The 17812-nt window shown below is 53.6% G+C and carries 17 protein-coding genes; 4 read left to right on the top strand and 13 right to left on the bottom strand.

Going from position 1 to position 17812, the window contains the following annotated elements:
* Positions 1 to 171: 171 nt before the first annotated feature.
* The 3 genes from HMPREF9412_RS26045 to HMPREF9412_RS26055 are packed head-to-tail and all read right to left on the bottom strand — an operon-like array spanning position 172 to position 3365.
* Positions 172 to 972, bottom strand: a complete 801-nt coding sequence (locus HMPREF9412_RS26045) for a Cof-type HAD-IIB family hydrolase (RefSeq protein ID WP_009594801.1) — start codon at positions 970 to 972, stop codon at positions 172 to 174.
* Positions 973 to 1002: 30 nt separating this feature from the next.
* Positions 1003 to 1764, bottom strand: a complete 762-nt coding sequence (locus tag HMPREF9412_RS26050; RefSeq protein WP_036673650.1) for a pseudouridine synthase — start codon at positions 1762 to 1764, stop codon at positions 1003 to 1005.
* A complete protein-coding gene (locus tag HMPREF9412_RS26055; protein WP_009594851.1) occupies positions 1761 to 3365 on the bottom strand; it encodes an RsmB/NOP family class I SAM-dependent RNA methyltransferase in 1605 nt (534 codons plus the stop codon). The genes HMPREF9412_RS26050 and HMPREF9412_RS26055 overlap by 4 nt, the downstream gene beginning before the upstream one ends.
* A gap of 160 nt (positions 3366 to 3525) precedes the next feature.
* On the opposite strand from HMPREF9412_RS26055, the gene HMPREF9412_RS26060 reads away from it, so the two are divergent.
* Together HMPREF9412_RS26060 and HMPREF9412_RS26065 are read left to right on the top strand one after the other, a co-directional pair.
* Positions 3526 to 4053, top strand: a complete 528-nt coding sequence (locus tag HMPREF9412_RS26060; protein WP_009594843.1) for a thioredoxin family protein — start codon at positions 3526 to 3528, stop codon at positions 4051 to 4053.
* A complete protein-coding gene (locus HMPREF9412_RS26065) occupies positions 4050 to 4505 on the top strand; it encodes a PCYCGC motif-containing (lipo)protein (RefSeq protein ID WP_009594847.1) in 456 nt (151 codons plus the stop codon). Before HMPREF9412_RS26060 ends, HMPREF9412_RS26065 begins: the two co-directional genes overlap by 4 nt.
* Positions 4506 to 4659: 154 nt before the next feature.
* Here HMPREF9412_RS26065 and HMPREF9412_RS26070 read toward each other — a convergent pair whose 3' ends face one another.
* The 6 genes from HMPREF9412_RS26070 to HMPREF9412_RS26100 form a co-directional block, all read right to left on the bottom strand.
* On the bottom strand, positions 4660 to 5103 hold the full coding sequence (locus tag HMPREF9412_RS26070; protein ID WP_009594816.1) for a DUF309 domain-containing protein: 444 nt from the start codon (positions 5101 to 5103) through the stop codon (positions 4660 to 4662).
* Positions 5093 to 5905: a GTP pyrophosphokinase gene (locus tag HMPREF9412_RS26075; RefSeq protein WP_009594858.1), complete on the bottom strand. Its 813-nt coding sequence runs from the start codon at positions 5903 to 5905 to the stop codon at positions 5093 to 5095. The genes HMPREF9412_RS26070 and HMPREF9412_RS26075 overlap by 11 nt, the downstream gene beginning before the upstream one ends.
* Positions 5906 to 5930: 25 nt before the next feature.
* The gene (locus HMPREF9412_RS26080; RefSeq protein ID WP_175320810.1) at positions 5931 to 7025 is read right to left on the bottom strand and encodes a quinone-dependent dihydroorotate dehydrogenase; all 1095 of its coding nucleotides are present in this window, start codon (positions 7023 to 7025) and stop codon (positions 5931 to 5933) included.
* Between the two features lie 328 nt (positions 7026 to 7353).
* A complete protein-coding gene (locus HMPREF9412_RS26090) occupies positions 7354 to 8760 on the bottom strand; it encodes a L,D-transpeptidase (protein ID WP_009594783.1) in 1407 nt (468 codons plus the stop codon).
* Positions 8761 to 8927: 167 nt separating this feature from the next.
* Positions 8928 to 9167 (bottom strand): ferredoxin, encoded by a 240-nt coding sequence (locus tag HMPREF9412_RS26095; RefSeq protein WP_009594795.1) that lies wholly within the window; start codon positions 9165 to 9167, stop codon positions 8928 to 8930.
* A 189-nt stretch (positions 9168 to 9356) separates the two neighbouring features.
* The gene (locus tag HMPREF9412_RS26100; protein ID WP_009594849.1) at positions 9357 to 10679 is read right to left on the bottom strand and encodes a DNA polymerase IV; all 1323 of its coding nucleotides are present in this window, start codon (positions 10677 to 10679) and stop codon (positions 9357 to 9359) included.
* Between the two features lie 352 nt (positions 10680 to 11031).
* Here HMPREF9412_RS26100 and cimA point away from each other — a divergent pair, with 352 nt between their 5' ends.
* Positions 11032 to 12648, top strand: a complete 1617-nt coding sequence (gene cimA, locus HMPREF9412_RS26105; RefSeq protein ID WP_009594856.1) for a citramalate synthase — start codon at positions 11032 to 11034, stop codon at positions 12646 to 12648.
* Positions 12649 to 12739: 91 nt separating this feature from the next.
* Here cimA and HMPREF9412_RS26110 read toward each other — a convergent pair whose 3' ends face one another.
* Positions 12740 to 13291, bottom strand: coding sequence for a TlpA family protein disulfide reductase (locus HMPREF9412_RS26110; protein ID WP_009594850.1), 552 nt, complete (start codon positions 13289 to 13291; stop codon positions 12740 to 12742).
* A gap of 493 nt (positions 13292 to 13784) precedes the next feature.
* Here HMPREF9412_RS26110 and HMPREF9412_RS26115 point away from each other — a divergent pair, with 493 nt between their 5' ends.
* A complete protein-coding gene (locus tag HMPREF9412_RS26115; RefSeq protein WP_009594841.1) occupies positions 13785 to 14318 on the top strand; it encodes a M67 family metallopeptidase in 534 nt (177 codons plus the stop codon).
* Positions 14319 to 14354: 36 nt separating this feature from the next.
* Here the strand turns inward: HMPREF9412_RS26115 and HMPREF9412_RS26120 are convergent, their stop codons facing one another.
* The 3 genes from HMPREF9412_RS26120 to HMPREF9412_RS26130 are packed head-to-tail and all read right to left on the bottom strand — an operon-like array spanning position 14355 to position 17657.
* Positions 14355 to 15095, bottom strand: coding sequence for a 3'-5' exonuclease (locus HMPREF9412_RS26120; protein ID WP_009594792.1), 741 nt, complete (start codon positions 15093 to 15095; stop codon positions 14355 to 14357).
* The gene (locus HMPREF9412_RS26125) at positions 15092 to 16171 is read right to left on the bottom strand and encodes a DUF294 nucleotidyltransferase-like domain-containing protein (protein WP_009594782.1); all 1080 of its coding nucleotides are present in this window, start codon (positions 16169 to 16171) and stop codon (positions 15092 to 15094) included. The genes HMPREF9412_RS26120 and HMPREF9412_RS26125 overlap by 4 nt, the downstream gene beginning before the upstream one ends.
* A gap of 46 nt (positions 16172 to 16217) precedes the next feature.
* Complete coding sequence (locus HMPREF9412_RS26130) at positions 16218 to 17657, bottom strand: ammonium transporter (protein WP_009594814.1); 1440 nt, start codon at positions 17655 to 17657, stop codon at positions 16218 to 16220.
* Between the last annotated feature and the right edge of the window lie 155 nt (positions 17658 to 17812).

Raw genomic sequence — 17812 nt, forward strand, 5'->3', positions numbered from 1 at the left:
TTAAAATAGCATGCCGCTTCTATCGTGTCAATCCAAATTTGGAAGGATCTGCTTGTCTTCATCTTCTTAGAGAATGCGGTTAACCGGCTCCCAATCACGCAAAAAACCCGCCCTCGGGCACTTTTTTTCAAGTGTCCTATGGCGGGTTCTCGCTTCTGCAATATTCAATTTTTACGACAAGCAGTATTTCACCAGCGCCTCGTGTACGCCGTCCTCGTTATTCGAAGCCGTTACCGCATTGGCGGCGGCCTTGACCTCTACCGGCGAATTATCCATCGCTATGCCCATGCCTGCGTAAGTGAGCATCGTAATATCGTTGAAGTAATTGCCGATGGCCAGCACTTCGTCCGGCCGATAGCCTCTTTTGGCTGCCAGCTGCTTCAGCGCATTTCCCTTGGATGCTTGGTTGTGCATCAGGTCGATAAAGAACTCGCCGCTTCGCAGCATGTTGAAGGGCAGGGTCCACTTGCTCCAATCCGCATAAACGCGGTCGATATCGGCGGATTCGCCGAATACCGTAAATTTCACGACCGGGTCTGACAGCTCCTCCCATGACGGCAGGTTGCTTGGCAGCATCAAATAGTTCTCGTACATCGAACGTACCGGTCCGGCAAGCTCCTCCACCTGGTCCACGTACATCTCGAAGGCGGTATTCACGTCAAAATGCACCCCGTGCTCACGGCAATATTTCATGAAGGGTTCCAGCTGACCCGGGTCCATGCCGAACTGATGCACGATGTGATGGGTCTCCACTTCGACCGTTGCCGCGCCGTTATGGCTGATGACATAACCGCCAAGACCCATGCTTTTCATGAAAGGAATCGAATTCAGCGGTCCTCTGCCCGTGCACAGTACGATCTCTACCCCTTGTTTTGCGGCTTCCATCACGGTGTTCCTGGTCTTCTCCGTAATTTCATGATGATCATTCAACAGCGTTCCGTCTACGTCAAGCGCAACCAATTTGTATCCCATTCTCCATCCATCCTTTAAGTCTCTATTTCTCTATTCTGATCCGGCTCTTCCGATCAAAGCCAGTTCCTGCTCGGTCAGCTCCCGGTAAGTTCCGATCTCGAGATTTTCATCCAATCGAAGTTCGCCCATGCTGATTCTTTTGAGATACACGACTTTTTTGCCTACCGCTTCAAACATCCGCTTGACCTGATGAAATTTGCCTTCATGGATGGTCAGCGAGATGCGGGACAGCTGGTCTCCGTCCTCCCGTTCCTCATGGGAATGGATCGCCAGTTCTCCGGGCAAGGTTACGTATCCGTCATCCAATGTGACTCCTGCGGCAAACCGACGTACATCCTCTTCGTCCACGCGGCCCTCTACGGTCGCTTCATAGGTCTTGGGGATATGCTTCCGGGGCGACAGCAGCTCATGGGCCAACTTGCCGTCATTCGTAAGCAGCAGCAGTCCTTCCGTGTCTTTATCCAGCCTGCCCACCGGAAACGGCTCGAAGACCCGATATTCCGCATCCAGCAGATCCAGCACCGTACGATCGCGCAGATCCTCGGTTGCCGAGACGACGCCCGGAGGTTTGTGCAGCATGAGATACACGTACTCCCGGTATTGAATGGTTTCCCCTTCAAACTCAATGATATCCGCGTAGGGATCCACATGTTTCCCCGGATCCTTCGTTATCGTTCCGTTGACGACGATGCTCCCCTGCTTCGCTTTTTTCTTTAATTCGGCCCTCGAGCCGAATCCCAGATTGGACAGCACCTTGTCCAATCTTTGCGTTCTCCTGCCTTTGCCACTCATACCGATGTCCACCTCCACCCTGCCGGATACTCGTTCTTCAACATGCCTGACTGCCATTTGCCCCAGCCGGCCGAGTATCCGTCTATACACACTAACACGTAACCCTTCGCTTCAGCACCCGACCGGCACGTCAAGCGTTCCTCCGAAATCGACAAGGTTTCCCCTTTCAAATACCGGACCGCTTCGCCGTCTTGTGAAGACAGGCTCACATGCCGGGCGGCCTCATCCGCTTGCAGCGCCGTGGCCAAAGGATGCCCCGGCACGAACCGTTCATTCTTCAGCTGTCCCATGTACCATCCGGGACGGATGGCCTTCAGCTGTTTCAGACGCTCCTCCGGCAGTGGCGATACGTACACATGGCTGCCGTAGATAACGGGATATCCCTGCAGCTTAACGTGCAGCTGCTCATGGATAAAGGCATGGAACGGGTCGATCGAAGTCGGATTCGACTGACGATCTCCTCCGCTTCGGCGGGATGCCTGCTGACGCGAAGCGCCGTTGCTGCCCCTCCCGGGTTTTCCCGGCCGATCTTCCCGGAGCGCGGATTTTCCTTTACGCTCCCTTGATGGTTCGGTCCGCGGGGAGACAGCAAGCGAACCGTGGTCCAGGCCGCCTGTCTGGATCCAAGGAGCTTGGTCTTTCTCGGCCTCCCGGAGGTCCAGCTCGCCTTCCCGCTGAAGCACGGCCATGAAATGCCCTTCGCCTCTGACCTTATGCGGCCACAATCGGGCGGTACCGGCAAGCTGCCCCAGCACATCGTCTTTCACGTTCCCTTGGCTCGCCATCCAATCCGTTTCTCCCGGGGAAAAGAATTCCGAATGATCCACCGGAACCACGCGAAAATCCGGATGTTCGCTCAGAAACTCCGCAATCATCCCTTCATTCTCTTCCGGCGAGAAGGTGCAGGTGGAATACACGAGCCGGCCTCCCGGGCAGAGCATGGCTGCCGCCGATTTCAGGATATCCCGCTGCATCTCCGCAAACTTGAGCGGAGACGATTCCTCCCAGTACTTCAGCATGGATTCGTCTTTGCGGAACATCCCTTCGCCGGAGCATGGAGCATCGATCAATATTTTCGTGAAAAATTCGGGAAAAGCTCCGGCAATCCGCTCCGGCTCCTCATTCAGCACCACGGCATTCCGTACTCCGTACATCTCCAAATTTTTGGCCAGCGCTTTGGTGCGGTCCGGATGCAGATCATTGCTGATCAGTACTCCCTGACCCTGCAGCTTCGCCGCAATCTGCGTGGATTTGCCCCCGGGAGCGGCGCACAAATCCAGTACCCGGTCGCCCGGCGTAACATCAAGCAGCTCGACGGGAGCCATGGCGCTCGGCTCCTGGATATAATAAAGCCCTGCATGATAGTAAGGGTGCCGCCCCGGGCGCTCCCCCTCCTGAATATAGTAACCGGTTGGACACCAGGGGATGGGCGCAAGGGCAAAGGGGGATATTTCCAAGAAATCGGCCTTGCCGATCTTCAGCGTGTTCACCCGAATGCCGGCAAACGGGGGTTGTTCATAAGACTTCATAAAATTGTCATAGTTTTCGCCGAGCAGCGATTTCATCTTCGCCAGAAACGGCGAAGGCAGACGTAATGCCATACTAAGTACCTACCTGTTCTGTATCGTATCGGTTTGAAGTGTATTTTCGCACAGCCGAAGCGAACTTTCGCATGTTCCGCTGCGACTTTTAATATTGTATAATAAACTACATTAAAAAGGACAAGTCCTTGTTTATTATTACTCATTAGGGGGTGGATCCATGAACCGCAAAAAAAAGAATAAATACACCGCGTTATACGCCTTCGGGGGAGTCTTCGTACTGTTGGTTGCCGCACTCGTTTTCTTGAACGGTCAAGGAGAAGCAAGCGATTTATACGGCGGCAAGAAGGTCTCCAGCCTGAACCCGGCTACACAGGAGCTCCTTAATGATCCGAATTACCAGCAAATCGTTTTGCCGGATCAGCTGAAGAGCAAGGTCGACAACAAAGAGAACTTCTTCGTATACTTCTTTGCTTCCGATTGTCCGCACTGCCGGGCGACGACCCCGGAATTGATGCCATTGGCCGATGACGCCGGCATTACGATGCACCAGTACAATCTCCGCGAGTATCAGGAGGGCTGGAGAGAATACAACATCGAGTTCACCCCGACGCTCGTTTACTTCGAGAACGGCGTAGAGAAGGAACGCATGGTCGGCGGCTTGAAACCGGAAGGTTCCAGCGAAGGCTACTCCATCGACGACTTCAAGCAATTCTTGGATAAATACAAAGGGAGCGTGACGAAATGAACCGCACCCGCGCCATTCTCTTTACCTTCGTCATATCGGGCATGCTGCTAACCGCATGCGGCGGCAAAGAATCCGCTGCCAGCCATCAGCACGGCGCCGATTCCGAACGATACGAGACAACGGCCAGCCTGACGGTGATGCCGGAGTTTCTGTCCAATTACACCGACAATACGCAAGCAACCTATGCCACGGTCGGAGAACTTGAGGACATTATCAAGGAAATCAAATGCTACTGCGGCTGCATGGACGAGGAGACCGGCTATCACGATTCCCTCCACCGCTGCTTCATCGCCGAGAGCAAGGACGGCGAAGTCAAATGGACGGACCATGGTGCCCAGTGCGGCATCTGCCTGACCGAGCTTCAGGATGCCAAACGGCTCCATGACGAAGGAAAATCCGTTGACGAAATCAAACAGTTCATCGATGACAAATATAAAGGCACCGAATCCTGAGATTGCCCCACAAAGTGGAGCCTATGCTTCGATGCTTATTCCAATTACTTTGCGGGGGGCCCCAAGACATATAAATGCAAATCACAAATAAGAGCTGCCCACACGTAGATCCTTCTACAGACGGGCAGCTCTTTTTTCACTTATTCTCTCGGCGCTACTTGGCATGTGCCCGCTCCGGCTTGCGCCGCTGCGGAATGTTCGGCTTGATGCGCTCCGATGCCAACTGAACTGCCTGCTTAAGCTCAGTATCCCCAATTTCGATCGTCAGATCCCTATAGGGAAACGGATGAACGTCATACGTTAACAGCTGCTTGGCGTAGTCCCGCACCTCGCTCACCAGCTTCCCCATCGAAATCCCGAGTTCATCCCAGGGATAGCTTTCGAGCCGGGAGGCGGCGCTTGTGAACATCTTATATGCTCCTCTTACGTTGTTGTTCCGGAAGTGAAAGAGCCCGACTGCCACTTGCAGCAGCCCCTTGTACCTGGGATCGCGATCCCGTTCCAGCCACAGCTCCTCCAACACCTCATGGCATTCGAAGTAGTCCCGGTCCCGGTTGAAATAGACGAGGTAAGCGACATATAGCGGCTCATAGCTCATCTTCATTTACTTTCTTCTTGGCTGCCGCCAGCAGCTCCTTCACTTCGTCCAGAAGCACCTTCATCTCATCCATGTCATGAGCCTGCCATATCGCATTAAAGCGGCTCTGGAATGCGATCGCCTCGTTGACCAGATGGAAAAAGTACAGCTTGTGTATCGCGTTCAGCACCTGCGTGGTAATATTGGAATCGTCCTCGAACTGCCGCTGCGCCTCCAGAATATCCTCACGGATGCTCGACATTTCCGTATCCAGCGTATTGGCCGCTTCTCCGGCCTTCTTCAGGCGCGCCCGAATGTCATCCGGCAGGCTTTCACGGTACTTGTAGCTAAGGGAATGCTCAATCGTAGCCCAGAAATTCATGGCCAGCGTGCGGATCTGAATTTCGGCAAGCACCTTCTTTTGTCCCAAAGCCGTTTGCACCGGATATTCAATGATCATATGAAAGCTCCGATAGCCGCTCTCTTTGAAATTGGTAATGTAATCCTTCTCATATAGCACAGTTAGGTCTTTCCGTGCCCGGATATATTCGGCCACCCGCCGAATATCCTCCACGAATTGACACATAATGCGAATGCCTGCGATATCCTCAATCCCGGTTTCCAACTGGTCCATCGGCACATTGAGGCGTTTCGCCTTGTCCAGTATGCTCGAGATCCGTTTGACCCGACCCGTTACGAATTCGATGGGTGCGTATTCCTCCCTTTTTTTCAGTTCGGAACGCATCGTCTTGAATTTGACCTTCAATTCCTCAACGGTCTGCTCATACGGAAGCAAAAATGTCCCCCAGTCTCTAACGTCCATCGCCTTGCCTCCTGTCTTTACCCCTTTACCGATGATTAGCGCCGACGGCTTCGGAAATATGGCTGAAGCCATCCCGTGCAAGCAGCTCCCGGAGACCGGAATGAAGCTTGCGATTCACCTCTGGCCCTTCATAGATAAGTGCTGTATAAATTTCCACCAGGCTTGCGCCTGCCCGTATTTTGTCATAAGCATCCCTTGCCGTAAAAATTCCACCGGAACCGATAATCGGAAGCGAACCGCCGGTTTGCTTGTAGATTCGCGACACGATCTCCGTCGAGCGGTTCCGCAGCGGCTTGCCGCTCAGGCCTCCGGTTTCCTTGGCGTTGCTGTGCGTCAGGCCGTCCCGCGAAAGCGTCGTATTCGTGGCGATAATGCCGGAAACGCCGCTAGCGCTGATCGTATCCACCATGAATTCCAGCTCCTCATCGCTCACATCCGGCGCAATCTTCACCAGAACGGCCTTCTCGCCCCCATGGATCTTCGCCTGCCGCGACATTTCGTTCATCACAGCTTCCAGCAGGGATGACAATTCGCTTCCATGCTGAAGGCTGCGCAAATCCGGCGTGTTCGGCGAGCTGATGTTGACAACAAAAAAGTCGCCATACGGAAATAAAGCTTGAATGCAAGCTTCATAATCATCGTTGGCTTTCTCGTTTGGCGTTGCCTTGTTCTTCCCGATGTTGACGGCAACCGGAATGCGGCGTTCCTTGAGTGCGGACAGCCTTTTGGCCATGGCCTCGGCCCCTTCGTTATTGAAGCCCATCCGGTTGATGAGCGCCTCATCCGGAGGAAGCCGGAACAATCGCGGCTGTTCATTGCCTGGTTGTCCCTTCGGGGTTACCGTGCCTACTTCCATAAATCCGAAGCCGATGGAGGAGAAGCCTTTGACGGCGTGAGCATTTTTGTCCAACCCGGCGGCAAGTCCGACCGGCGTCGGGAAATGAAGCCCGAACAGGTCCACTGCCAAATCCGGCGTTTCGTTCACACCATACATCCCCCGCATGACAGCGTCTGCGCCGACCACGCCGGAGGCACGTCCAAGGCCGCCAACCACAAGGTGGTGGGCTTTTTCGGGATCCAGTCTAAAAAATATAGGTTTGCCTATGTTGCGGTACAGCACATCCACTCTTCCTCTCATCCAGTTATTTCTCTATCCTTCAGTTTATCCGTTTCTTCCTCAAAAAGAAAGTTCTTCGGCATAAACTGAGCGATCGTCCCGGCTTGAAAGCGATATGGCAATTTTAGGACAAACCCCTTACAATAAAGGAAGATTGTACAAATCATTTCACGATCATGAGAGAAAGAGGGGAAAGACATGTCAGCCAAACGTAAGCCTCCGACCTTGCAGCAAAAAAAGAAGAGGTTAATAAGAAGGCCATACTATGGATCAGCTCCGGCATCGCTCTTCTGATTATCCTGATTATCGTTCTGATTGTGATCGCCCAGCCTTAATCCAGCCAGTGATACACCTTGCCCGGGTTGGTCTGACCCTGGGTATGCTTGAGCTTAAAACGCTCTTTCGGCGTCCACAGGTCCTCGGGCAGGACCCCTTCCCTTATTTTCACGGCGGTTCCCATCGGAACCAAGTCAAACAGCTCCTCCACATCCTCAGTCAGCATACGGATACAGCCCTCGGATTCGTTCGCGCCGATGCTGTCCATGTCCAGCGTCCCGTGTATCGCGTACAGCGTATCGGAAAGCTGCATTCCCCGCGTGCCGTAGGGACCCTTCGTGGTTCCGTTCGGATTGACTACCTTATCGTTGATATGAAAATCACCCAACGGCGTTTTGGCTCCGCCGAGCCCGACCTCATAATTACGCAGCAGGATGCCGCCGCTTACGACGGCCAGCCGATGCCGTTTCCGGTCAATGATGACCTGAAGCGGCTGTTCGAAAAAGGGGTCTCCGCTCGGCGAAGTCCCCCAATATCCAGGTTCCTCCGTGCTGTTCCCCGGCTGCTGTCCCGCTTGCCCTTGACCGCCAGCTCCTTGGGATTGCTGCTGCATTAACGTTTCGAACATCTGCTCCATCGCTTTCGAGCGGCCGGACAGCCAATTATTCGGATACGGCTGTGTCAATTCATCCAAGCTTTTGGGCAGGCGGCCGTGCCGAGCCTTATACTGTTTGGCCGCTTCCTGCAGAACGGCCGTCTCAACCTGCAGATCGGCCCACTGCCCCGCGCTCCGCTTAAGCCTCGAACTGTCCGCAGGCTCGCAATCGCACTCTTCGGCTGCTCCCTCGTAAGGCTGAATAGCGATCGCGCCTTGATCATTCCGATGCAGACCATATAACCGTTCCATGTCCCGGCTCCACAGCAGCCATTTGCCCGAATGCTTCATCCCCAGCGCAACCGACCAATTCGGCAGCTGCTGCGGATGCTGAAGCAATGAGGACAGCGCACCCGCGGAATCCTTGCCTTGGCCGGAAGGAACGGCTGTGTACAGCGGTTCCTTGCGCGAATTCGGCTTCTCTTTGTTAAGCGCATTGGCGGACGCCCACTCATGCGGCGGGAACAAATCTTCCGCAAGATTCCCTGTAGCGGAGCCCGGCGCCTGGGCGGGCGGAAGGAAAACCAGCAGGAGAAGCACCAGCGCCGCTAGCAAACGCCGGGTCCTCTTTCGCTTGCGCTCCTTGTCCTTCTCCATCTCCAATAAGCGATGCTCGTAATTTTTCCATATGTCGGACGGGACCTGACTCAGCTCAAAGGCTTCGTAGACCCCTTCGGCCTTGTTGTAGCAGTAGTTCGCCTTGCCCTGCTCGCCGGCCTGCTCATACTCCTTGCCCAGCAGGTACCAGGCCATTTTATTATCAGGATGCGTCTCCACATATCTTTTGAGGTACAGCGAATTGTTCATTCGAGAGCCTCCTATAATGACATTTTTACCTCTATTATCCTGTATATCGGAATTAACGCTCCGATTATGTATGAGTCCCCGGATATGAAAAAACGCCCCCTGCCTTAGTCGGGCAGAGGACGTCGGTATAAGTTCAAGATGGAATATCAGGGATCGAGCGGAATTTGTTATTCTGCGTTAAACGGCTCGTCTGCAATCCGAATTGAATCTGTTGGACAGCCGTCGCAAGCATCCAGCATGTCGTCATGCATATCTTCCGGAATTTCCGTTACCCCGCGGTTGTTGTCCCCGTCGAAAATAACTTCTGCCAGGCCTTCGTCGTCGTAATCGTAAATGTCGGGTGCCGTTGCGCCGCATGCGCCGCATGCGATGCAGGTATCTTTATCTACCCAAGTAAACTTCGCCATAGTCTCTCTTCCTCCTGTATATCTATAAACATCTCAATAAACATAGTATAAGCTGACGGTTCTGCCGCCACCATCTACATATATTAATACAATTGTTTTAGGAATACAAATAAATTTCCTAACATTTTCCGACAAAAATCGGCTGTACTTGCAGGCCAATGAGCTGTTCTGTGACGAACAAAAAAACGTCTAATCGCGATCTCGGTCCTGACGATCGGCATTTTTATTATCGTTCCCCAGTTCCCTTGCAAAATCCATCTGTAAAGATGTACCTCTCCGCTTATGATTGCGGATTAAGGACGATGGGTCATCGCCCAGCATGCCGGCGGTCAGTACCGCGCTCTCGCCGAATTTATTGCGCAGCTCGTCCATCACCCGGGTCAGCGACTCTTTCTTGGGCTGCTTCTCGTAGTCGAACAGGTCCAGCTGAATGGCGGATTCCTCCTTCGCCGTGAGCTGCTGCAGCGTGACGCCGAGCAGACGGAGCGGCTTGTCCTGCTTCCAATGCCGGTTATACAGCTCGCATGCTTCCCGGTAGATGTCCTCGGTATTTTCCGTCGGAATGGCAAGATGCCTCGACCTGGTGATCGTCTTCATGTCCGGTGTGCGCAGCGTAATTTGAATGCCGCTGGTCACCAAGCCTTGCCTGCGGAGACGGCGCGCTACCTGATCGCTTAAGTTCAGCAGCACCCTTCTGGCCTCCTCAGCCGAGGTAACATCCTGCGGGAGCGTGGTCGTGTGTCCGATGGACTTGCTCTGTTCCCGCTCCGCGACGACAGGGGCATGATCGATGCCGCTGGCCGCCCGTTTCATCCATGACCCCATCACGCCAAAGGTCGAGGTCAGCAGGCTTTCGTCGGCGGCAGCCAGCTGCCCGATGGTCTGAATGTTCAGCTTGCGCAGCTTGTCGGCCGTCTTGCTCCCGATGCCGAACAGCTCCGCGCAGGGTTTATTCCAAAGCACCTGCGGGACGTCCCGAATTCGCAGCACGGACAGCCCGTTGGGCTTTTTCATGTCCGAGGCCATCTTGGCCAGCAATTTATTGGGAGCAATGCCGACCGAGCACGGTAGCGACAGCTCCTCGCGGATGCGCTCCTGGATTTCCCGAGCGATATCCAGAGGGGTGCCGAACTGCTTCGAGCCGGTAATATCCAGGTAACATTCATCGATCGAAGTCGCTTCCAGCAGCGGCGTATAGGCATAAGCTATGTTCATGAACGCATTGGAATACTTGCGGTACAGATGGAAATCCGGCTGGATGATCATCAGGTCAGGGTAGATTCGCAGCGCCTGCCTCACGTTCATGCCGGTGCGGATCCCCAGCGACCTCGCCGCGTAGGAGCAGGTGACGATGACGCCTTTGCGCAGCTCGATGCTGCCTGCGACAGCCGTGGCTTTGCCGCGATAGAGCTCCGGCTCCTCCGCCTCATGCACGGAGCAGTAAAAAGCATTCATATCCACATGCAGGATAACGCGGCCGCTGGCCGGATAATAATCGTCGATTGGTCCCACGCAGAATTCCTTCTTTCTTCGGTACGGTTCTTCATAATCTATAGGGAATAGGGTCGCCCCATTATTTAGGGTTCGGTCTGAATGACGGTTACGGTACTTGAGGCAATGGTGCCTCTTCCATTATACCGTTTTTAGAGATCGATGCCTGTATGATCTTGTCCACTAAGCGAATCATGTACGCACGGCTGCCCCCGAATTAACGCCTCCAGCATACCGTCCCCCTTCGCAAGGGTCAAGGATGGGCCCCTTGAGGGAAAAGTTTGTTTTACTCTGTTACTTTCCCGCAAAGAAATGCTATAATACAAAATTATAAACAATGCGGTCCAATCCCGGACACCCAAAGGAGGACATCATGTCTAAGTCCATTTCCATCTTTGATACGACACTTCGCGACGGAACCCAGGGCGAAGGAATCAGCTTGTCAGCGGACGACAAGGTCAAAATCGCCAAGAAGCTCGATGCTCTTGGTGTTCATTATATTGAAGGCGGTATCCCGGGAAGCAACAGCAAGGACATCGAATTTTTCAAAAGAGTCCAGGATCTCGGCTTAACCTCAAAAGTAACCGCCTTTGGCAGCACCCGGCGCAAAGGTTCCATTGCCGACCAGGATGCCAATCTGCTTCGCATTCTGGAATCCGGCGTTTCTGCCGCTACCTTGGTCGGGAAGTCTTGGGACTTCCACGTCCATACGGCGCTTCAAACGACACTCGAAGAGAATTTGGCCATGATTTATGATTCCATCGCTTTCCTGAAGCGGAAAGGCCTCGAGGTCATTTTTGATGCCGAGCACTTTTTTGACGGTTACAAGAACAATCCGGAATATGCTGTTGCCGTATTGTCCAAGGCACGGGAAGCAGGCGCCGACTGGCTTGTCATGTGCGATACGAACGGCGGCAGTCTCCCGCACGAGATTTCGGACATTGTCACGTCGCTGACGGGTCCATTGCCTGGCGCTCCGCTCGGCATTCATACCCACAACGACTGCGAGCTTGCCGTTGCCAACACCCTGAGCGCCGTGCAGGCCGGTGTCCGGCATGTGCAGGGAACGATGAACGGATACGGGGAACGATGCGGGAACGCCAACCTATGCTCCATCATTCCGAATCTGCAGCTGAAGCTCGGGTATGAGTGCATCGGTGACGACAAACTCCGCACGCTGACGAATACCGCACGGTATATCAGCGAAATCGCCAACGTTAACATGCCGGTTAACCAGCCGTATGTCGGCAACGCCGCCTTCGCCCATAAGGGAGGCATCCACGTTTCCGCGATCCTGCGCGATTCCAGAACGTACGAGCATATCGAACCGGAGAAGGTCGGAAACAAACAGCGCGTGCTGGTCTCCGAGCTCGCGGGGCAGAGCAATATCGTATCAAAGGCGCAGGACATGGGGCTTGACTTTGATCCCGCAAGCGAGCAATCCAAGCATATTATCGGAAAAATCAAGGATCTCGAGCATGAAGGGTATCAATTCGAGGGCGCAGACGCTTCCCTGGAGCTGCTTCTTCGGGAAGCGAACGGAGAGCTCAAGGAGCTGTTTACCTTCGAGTCCTTCAAGATGCTGGTCGAGAAGTCGGCCGGACAGCCGGTCGTCTCCGAGGCCTTCGTCAAAGTCAACGTCGCCGGCGAGAGCATCTATACTGCTGCGGAAGGCAACGGTCCGGTCAATGCGCTCGATAATGCGCTGCGTAAAGCGCTGGTCCAATACTTCCCGACGCTCAAGGAAATGCATCTTGCCGACTATAAGGTGCGTGTGCTGGATGACAAGGATGCAACGGCAGCCAAGGTCCGGGTGCTGATCGAATCCAAGAACTTCGAGAATGCCTGGAACACCGTAGGGGTATCCAGCAATGTCATCGAGGCCAGCTGGGAAGCGCTGGTGGACAGTATGCGTTATGCGCTGCTCGGCCAGATTTCCCCGGAGCAGGTGCATGAGTCTGCGGCAAGGCAAGGCTTGGTAAATCATTAGGTTATGTCCAATATAAAAAGCGCGTATCCACCATGTTCAGGACATGGCGGCCGCGCTTTTTTTTGGTTTTGTCAGCTGGCTAAGCAAACGATTAATTTAACAGCTTGGCCACCTTTTTACGAAGATCCTTGGGATCGGGAGCGCCCAGAATGATTTCCTGAATCACGCCGTTACGATCGATCAGCACGTTTGTCGGGAAAACCTGCCCTTTATACAGCTCCTCGAACACTTCTCCTTTCGTATCGAGAAGGATCGGGTATTGAAGGTTAAAATCCTGAACAAATTGACGCGCTTTCTTCGCATTGTCATACTTGGACACGTTCACGCCGTAGATTTCGAGCTCACTTGCATACTCTGCAGCCAACTTGTCGAGCTCCGGTGCCTCCTGCTTGCACGGCTCGCACCAGGATGCCCAGAAATTGACAAGCATTGCTTTATCGCGGGCTCCGCCGCCGGAATAGGACTTATCGTCCATCCCCTTCAAGGTAAAGGTCGGGGCAAGTAGGCCGGCTTTGGCCCCCGTCTCCGTCGGAAGCGGCTTCTCCTGCATGAAGACGGCCTGGATATCGTCGCCGGCTTGATTATAGACAACAGCGCCTGCCGCGACCAGAAGCAGGACGATAATGATGATATTACGTTTCATAGGTATAGGTTCCTTTGCTAAACTTAGTTATAGAGGTTGTTCAAAAAGTCCGCTTTTGATAAGAAAACCTCTATCGAGGCCACTGCAAGGATGAGCGGCCGCGATGCATAGGTAGGTTTTCTTGCGATATAGAATTTCATCAGTTCCACTGATAACTCATAAATTCTATATCTAACACGAAGCGAATCAGGAAGCAGCTCGGCATCGAATCTTGAATTCAGCCGGGCCTTCCGGTGCTCACGTACCCAAAACAGCAGATGCTTTCGAAGGCGTTTTCTGCGAAAACGTGTAGCTCCGCTCCTCACTCCCTAGCTTTATCCAACTGAAGCGTTTTGAAAAAACGCACATCGGAAGCATTAGCTTCGGTGCTGAAAATCGACCTTTTTGAACACGCACTTATAGTCCCTATTGTACCCTGAAACCCTGATCTTTCAAACACGCGATCGACACCATCATAAGATCAGACCAATTATATGATCCAGGAGGATTATACATGAACCCGTCTCACGCGTCCCTGGAGCGGCTTCTGCTGCGCGAGGCCGTCAAAGAGCATATGTCGGACCATATGCATCATAATTTGCCGGAGGAAGCTTGCGGCGTCCTTATCGGGCATGCCGATGAAGCAAGCCGGTCAATCACCGTTACGCAATATATTCCCGTAAAAAATACAGCGGAATTTCCGCTGCATTCTTTTCATCTGGACCCCGTTCAGTGGACTCGCTTGGTATTGGCTGAAAAAGGCATCGTCGGTTTGTTTCACAGTCACCCGCATACCATGCCTGACCCCTCGGGCGAGGATCTGCTCCAGCTCCAATCCTTCGGCGGGTTGCTCCGGGTGTATGCTATTGCTTCTCCTGCAGTTCCCGGCGCCTCCGGCTTAAACGCATTGCAGCTCCATGCCTACAAAATTATCCGGAGTGAGGAAGAACGCGAATCCTTCAGCCAGCTGGCGCCAAGCTCCTGGTCGCTTCAGGGAAGGGCATTTTATTCTCTTGCCCCGATCCCGTTCGCGATCCTAAAGGAATGACGAACTGGCGGACACCACCAATCTCCACTCCCAATGCTACCCCTCGCTTAGATAGACGTATAAATCTCCTAGCGTGGTAGCCTGGTCGCGCGCCTGAATGTCCTTCATGTAATCCGCCCACAGCCGGGCGGTCATGCGCGCATCGGACAGAGCATGGTGCCTTCCCTCCACCGGAATGCCGCTGCTTCGCAGCAGCTCATCCAGACTGTAATCCTTCTGTTCGGGATATAACCTCTGCGCGAGCATCATCGTATCGAGCAGCCGATGCGTTAATCGAACCTTGGAGGTCTTCCACAAGGCTGCGTTCAAGAATCCCCGGTCATGCGCGGCCGCATGGGCAACAAGCACCCTCCCCCCAATAAAGGCCATGAAATCATGCAGCCCCTCCATTAAAGGCGGGGCTGCATCAACCATTTGCTGCGTGATACCCGTAAGCTCGGCAATGAATGGAGACACCGGGGCACCGCTGTTCACGATCATATGAAAGGTTTCATTCTCGATCACCTGCTCACCGATGACCCGGATCGCACCGAAAGACAATATTTCATCGCCGTGCTGGTGGTTGAAACCGGTCGTCTCCAGATCGAACACGACAACCTCCAGCTCGTCCAGCGGGGTGCCCAGAACCTCCGGCCTTCGGTTATCCTTCATCTGGGATCGGATGAATGCCAACTGCTGGGCTGTCTGCGCCCCGCGCATGGAGGCGATGGCGGAATTGATGTTACCCGAACGAAGCGATCTCCAGAAACCGCCGTTCGATTGTCCCGGTTCAGTCATGGGCTTCTCCTCTCCGCAAAACGATGCTCGCGCTGCAATGACCGGTGTATCCGTCTCACCACTCCAAGCGTATCGCGAAGCTCGTACTGCATGGTTTTGTTCTTGAGCTGCTCCTGCGGGATATACCCGCTGCTCGTAATCAGTCCGTCCTCCACCCGAAAGGGCGTATCGTTTCTCAGCCGAAGCGCCGTCAAAAAAGCGCGCTGCACGCTTTCCAGCAGCAGGTTCCCGCCTTCAAGCAGCATCACCTTCTCCATGCGTTTTTGCGTCGAGGTTTCGATGATCCCCCGCTGCAGCGCCATGGTGCGTATGCTGTTCACCAGCGGAATATAAACGCCATACTTCACGTCAAACTCGCCGGCATGCTCTCCAAACCGCTCCGTCACGATTCGCCCCATGACATTCAGCGTTGCTTTATGCTTGACCGTGTTCCGCAGCACGGCATGGCCGATGTCCGGATGCTGCTCGACGGAGCTGCGGAAATGGTCCACCCACGCCTCCGAGAGCTCGGTATTGCCCGATATATGGCGCAGGTCCGAAGCAATGATGAAGTTTCGTATCGGTTCCCACTGCCGGTCTCCGCACCATTCGCTGATCTGATTCTTCCAATCGCCAAGCCGCTTGCTCCATAATGGCTCGGAACACATCACTTTTCCGGAGCATTTCGGGTACCCGAGATATTCCAACAGATTCGCCAGCCGAAGCCCAAATTCCCGAAAGAAGGGGAGCGCCTCCTCTTCCAGCTCATCGCCAATGATCAAACCGTTGTCTTGATCGCTCCACAGCGTAGCTTCCTGCCTTCCGCAGCTGCCAAAAGCAACAAAAGCATAACGCGCAGGAGGCCGGCCAAAGCCAGCCTCCCACATGTCCTGCTCACAGATTGCCGCGGCACGCTGTCCAATCAGATCGTGCATCGTATTCACGGATGCGATCCACTCTCTCAGCTCCATGTTACTGCGCATCTCGATGAGATGGTTCTGACAAGCGATCCGTTCATCTCGTAATTGCTGGGCTGTTGCTGCTTTCTGAATTTCCGACAATGCCGGAAACAGATTTACGGATTTCAGAGGTTTCATGCCGCGGCCTCCTTCTGACTTATTTCATGAACAATTAATTGTGAGCTTATAAAGCCGCGTCGCTTCCTGGAACCGCTTTGCTTCCGGAACGGAACTCGGGAGACTTCCCTTCGGATTCCACCAAAAGTTTCATTTGCTCCGGATATCCGTAGGTTCCATGTTCACTGATATCAAGACCCATCAATTCCTCTTCCTCCGTTACGCGGATGCCCATCGTAACTTTCATGATATACAGAATGATGAACGAGATCACCAGAACGAATGCAAACGTGCCGATCAGACCCAGAAGCTGAACGCCGAGCTGGCCGAAGCCCCCGCCGTAGAACAATCCTTCCTTGCCTACGCCCGTGATTTCAACAAGCCTAGGAGCCGCGAACAATCCGGTGGACACGGCACCCCACATACCGGCAATGCCGTGTACGGAGAATGCATATACAGGATCATCGATACCTTTGCGGTCAAACCATTGCGCCGTAAAGAACGTAATCGTACCCGCTACGGCACCGATCACGACGGCCGCCCAAGGCTCCACGAAAGCACAAGCGCCTGTGATGGCAACGAATGCAGCGAGGATACCGTTCAGCATGCTAGGAATATCCGCTTTGCCAAGAACCGCCCAAGAGATCAGCAATGCGGCCAGCGCGCCTGCCGCCGCTGCGATATTCGTATTCAATGCCACGAAACCGAAGAAACCGTCTGTGAGTGCCGAGATGGTGCTGCCCGGGTTAAACCCGAACCAGCCGATCCAGATGATGAATACGCCGAGTACGGATAAAACTTGGTTATGACCCGGTATGCTGTTAGGCTTCCCGTCTTTATTATATTTGCCAAGGCGAGGCTTCAGAAGAATCGTAGCCACCAGTGCTGCTGTTGCGCCTGTCAAATGAACGACCGTCGATCCGGCAAAGTCCTGCATGCCCAGAGCGCCGAGCCAGCCGCCGCCCCACACCCAGTGAGCAACGATGGGGTAAATCACGATGGTGAACAGCAATCCAAACACGATATAAACGCTCAGCTTTGCTCGTTCTGCCATACCGCCGCAAGCGATCGCCAAGGATACGGCCGCAAAGGACAGATGGAACAGGAACATGATGGTCGTCGGCACATCGTATGCGGACAAGGAATCAAATGAGCCTGCTGCATTGTCGCCGCTTAAGAAGAAGCCTTCAAATCCGAAAAAGCTGTTGCCGTTACCGAAGGCTAGACCAAACCCTAGCGCCCAGAAGGCTACGATCGAAATGCCGAAGGTCAGAAAGGTCTTGCCTGCAACGTGCCCCGCATTTTTCATGCGAACCGAACCGGCCTCCAGCAGAGCGAACCCTGCTTGCATGAAAAATACGAGCAGCGCTGCCAAGAATACGAATACGGAGTTCAGACCAGCCGTTAATTCAACGTTCGTGGCTCCCCCATCAGCGGCGAACGCGCTCGCCGGGAATGCGAGTAGTGCGATTACTCCCGCCATTAAACATAGCCATCTTTTTTTCATGTTTTACACTCCCCTTTGTGTTAACTAATATAACATCAACTTGAATTCTTATTGTCATTATAGGGGGATGATTAAAAAACCGCAACGGTTTTTTTCAAAAAAACTTCCTTTATGTAATATAATCTAACATTAAGTGCATACAGTGCAAATCGTTG

Source organism: Paenibacillus sp. HGF5, from assembly GCF_000204455.1.
GTDB lineage: Bacteria > Bacillota > Bacilli > Paenibacillales > Paenibacillaceae > Paenibacillus_AQ > Paenibacillus_AQ lautus_A.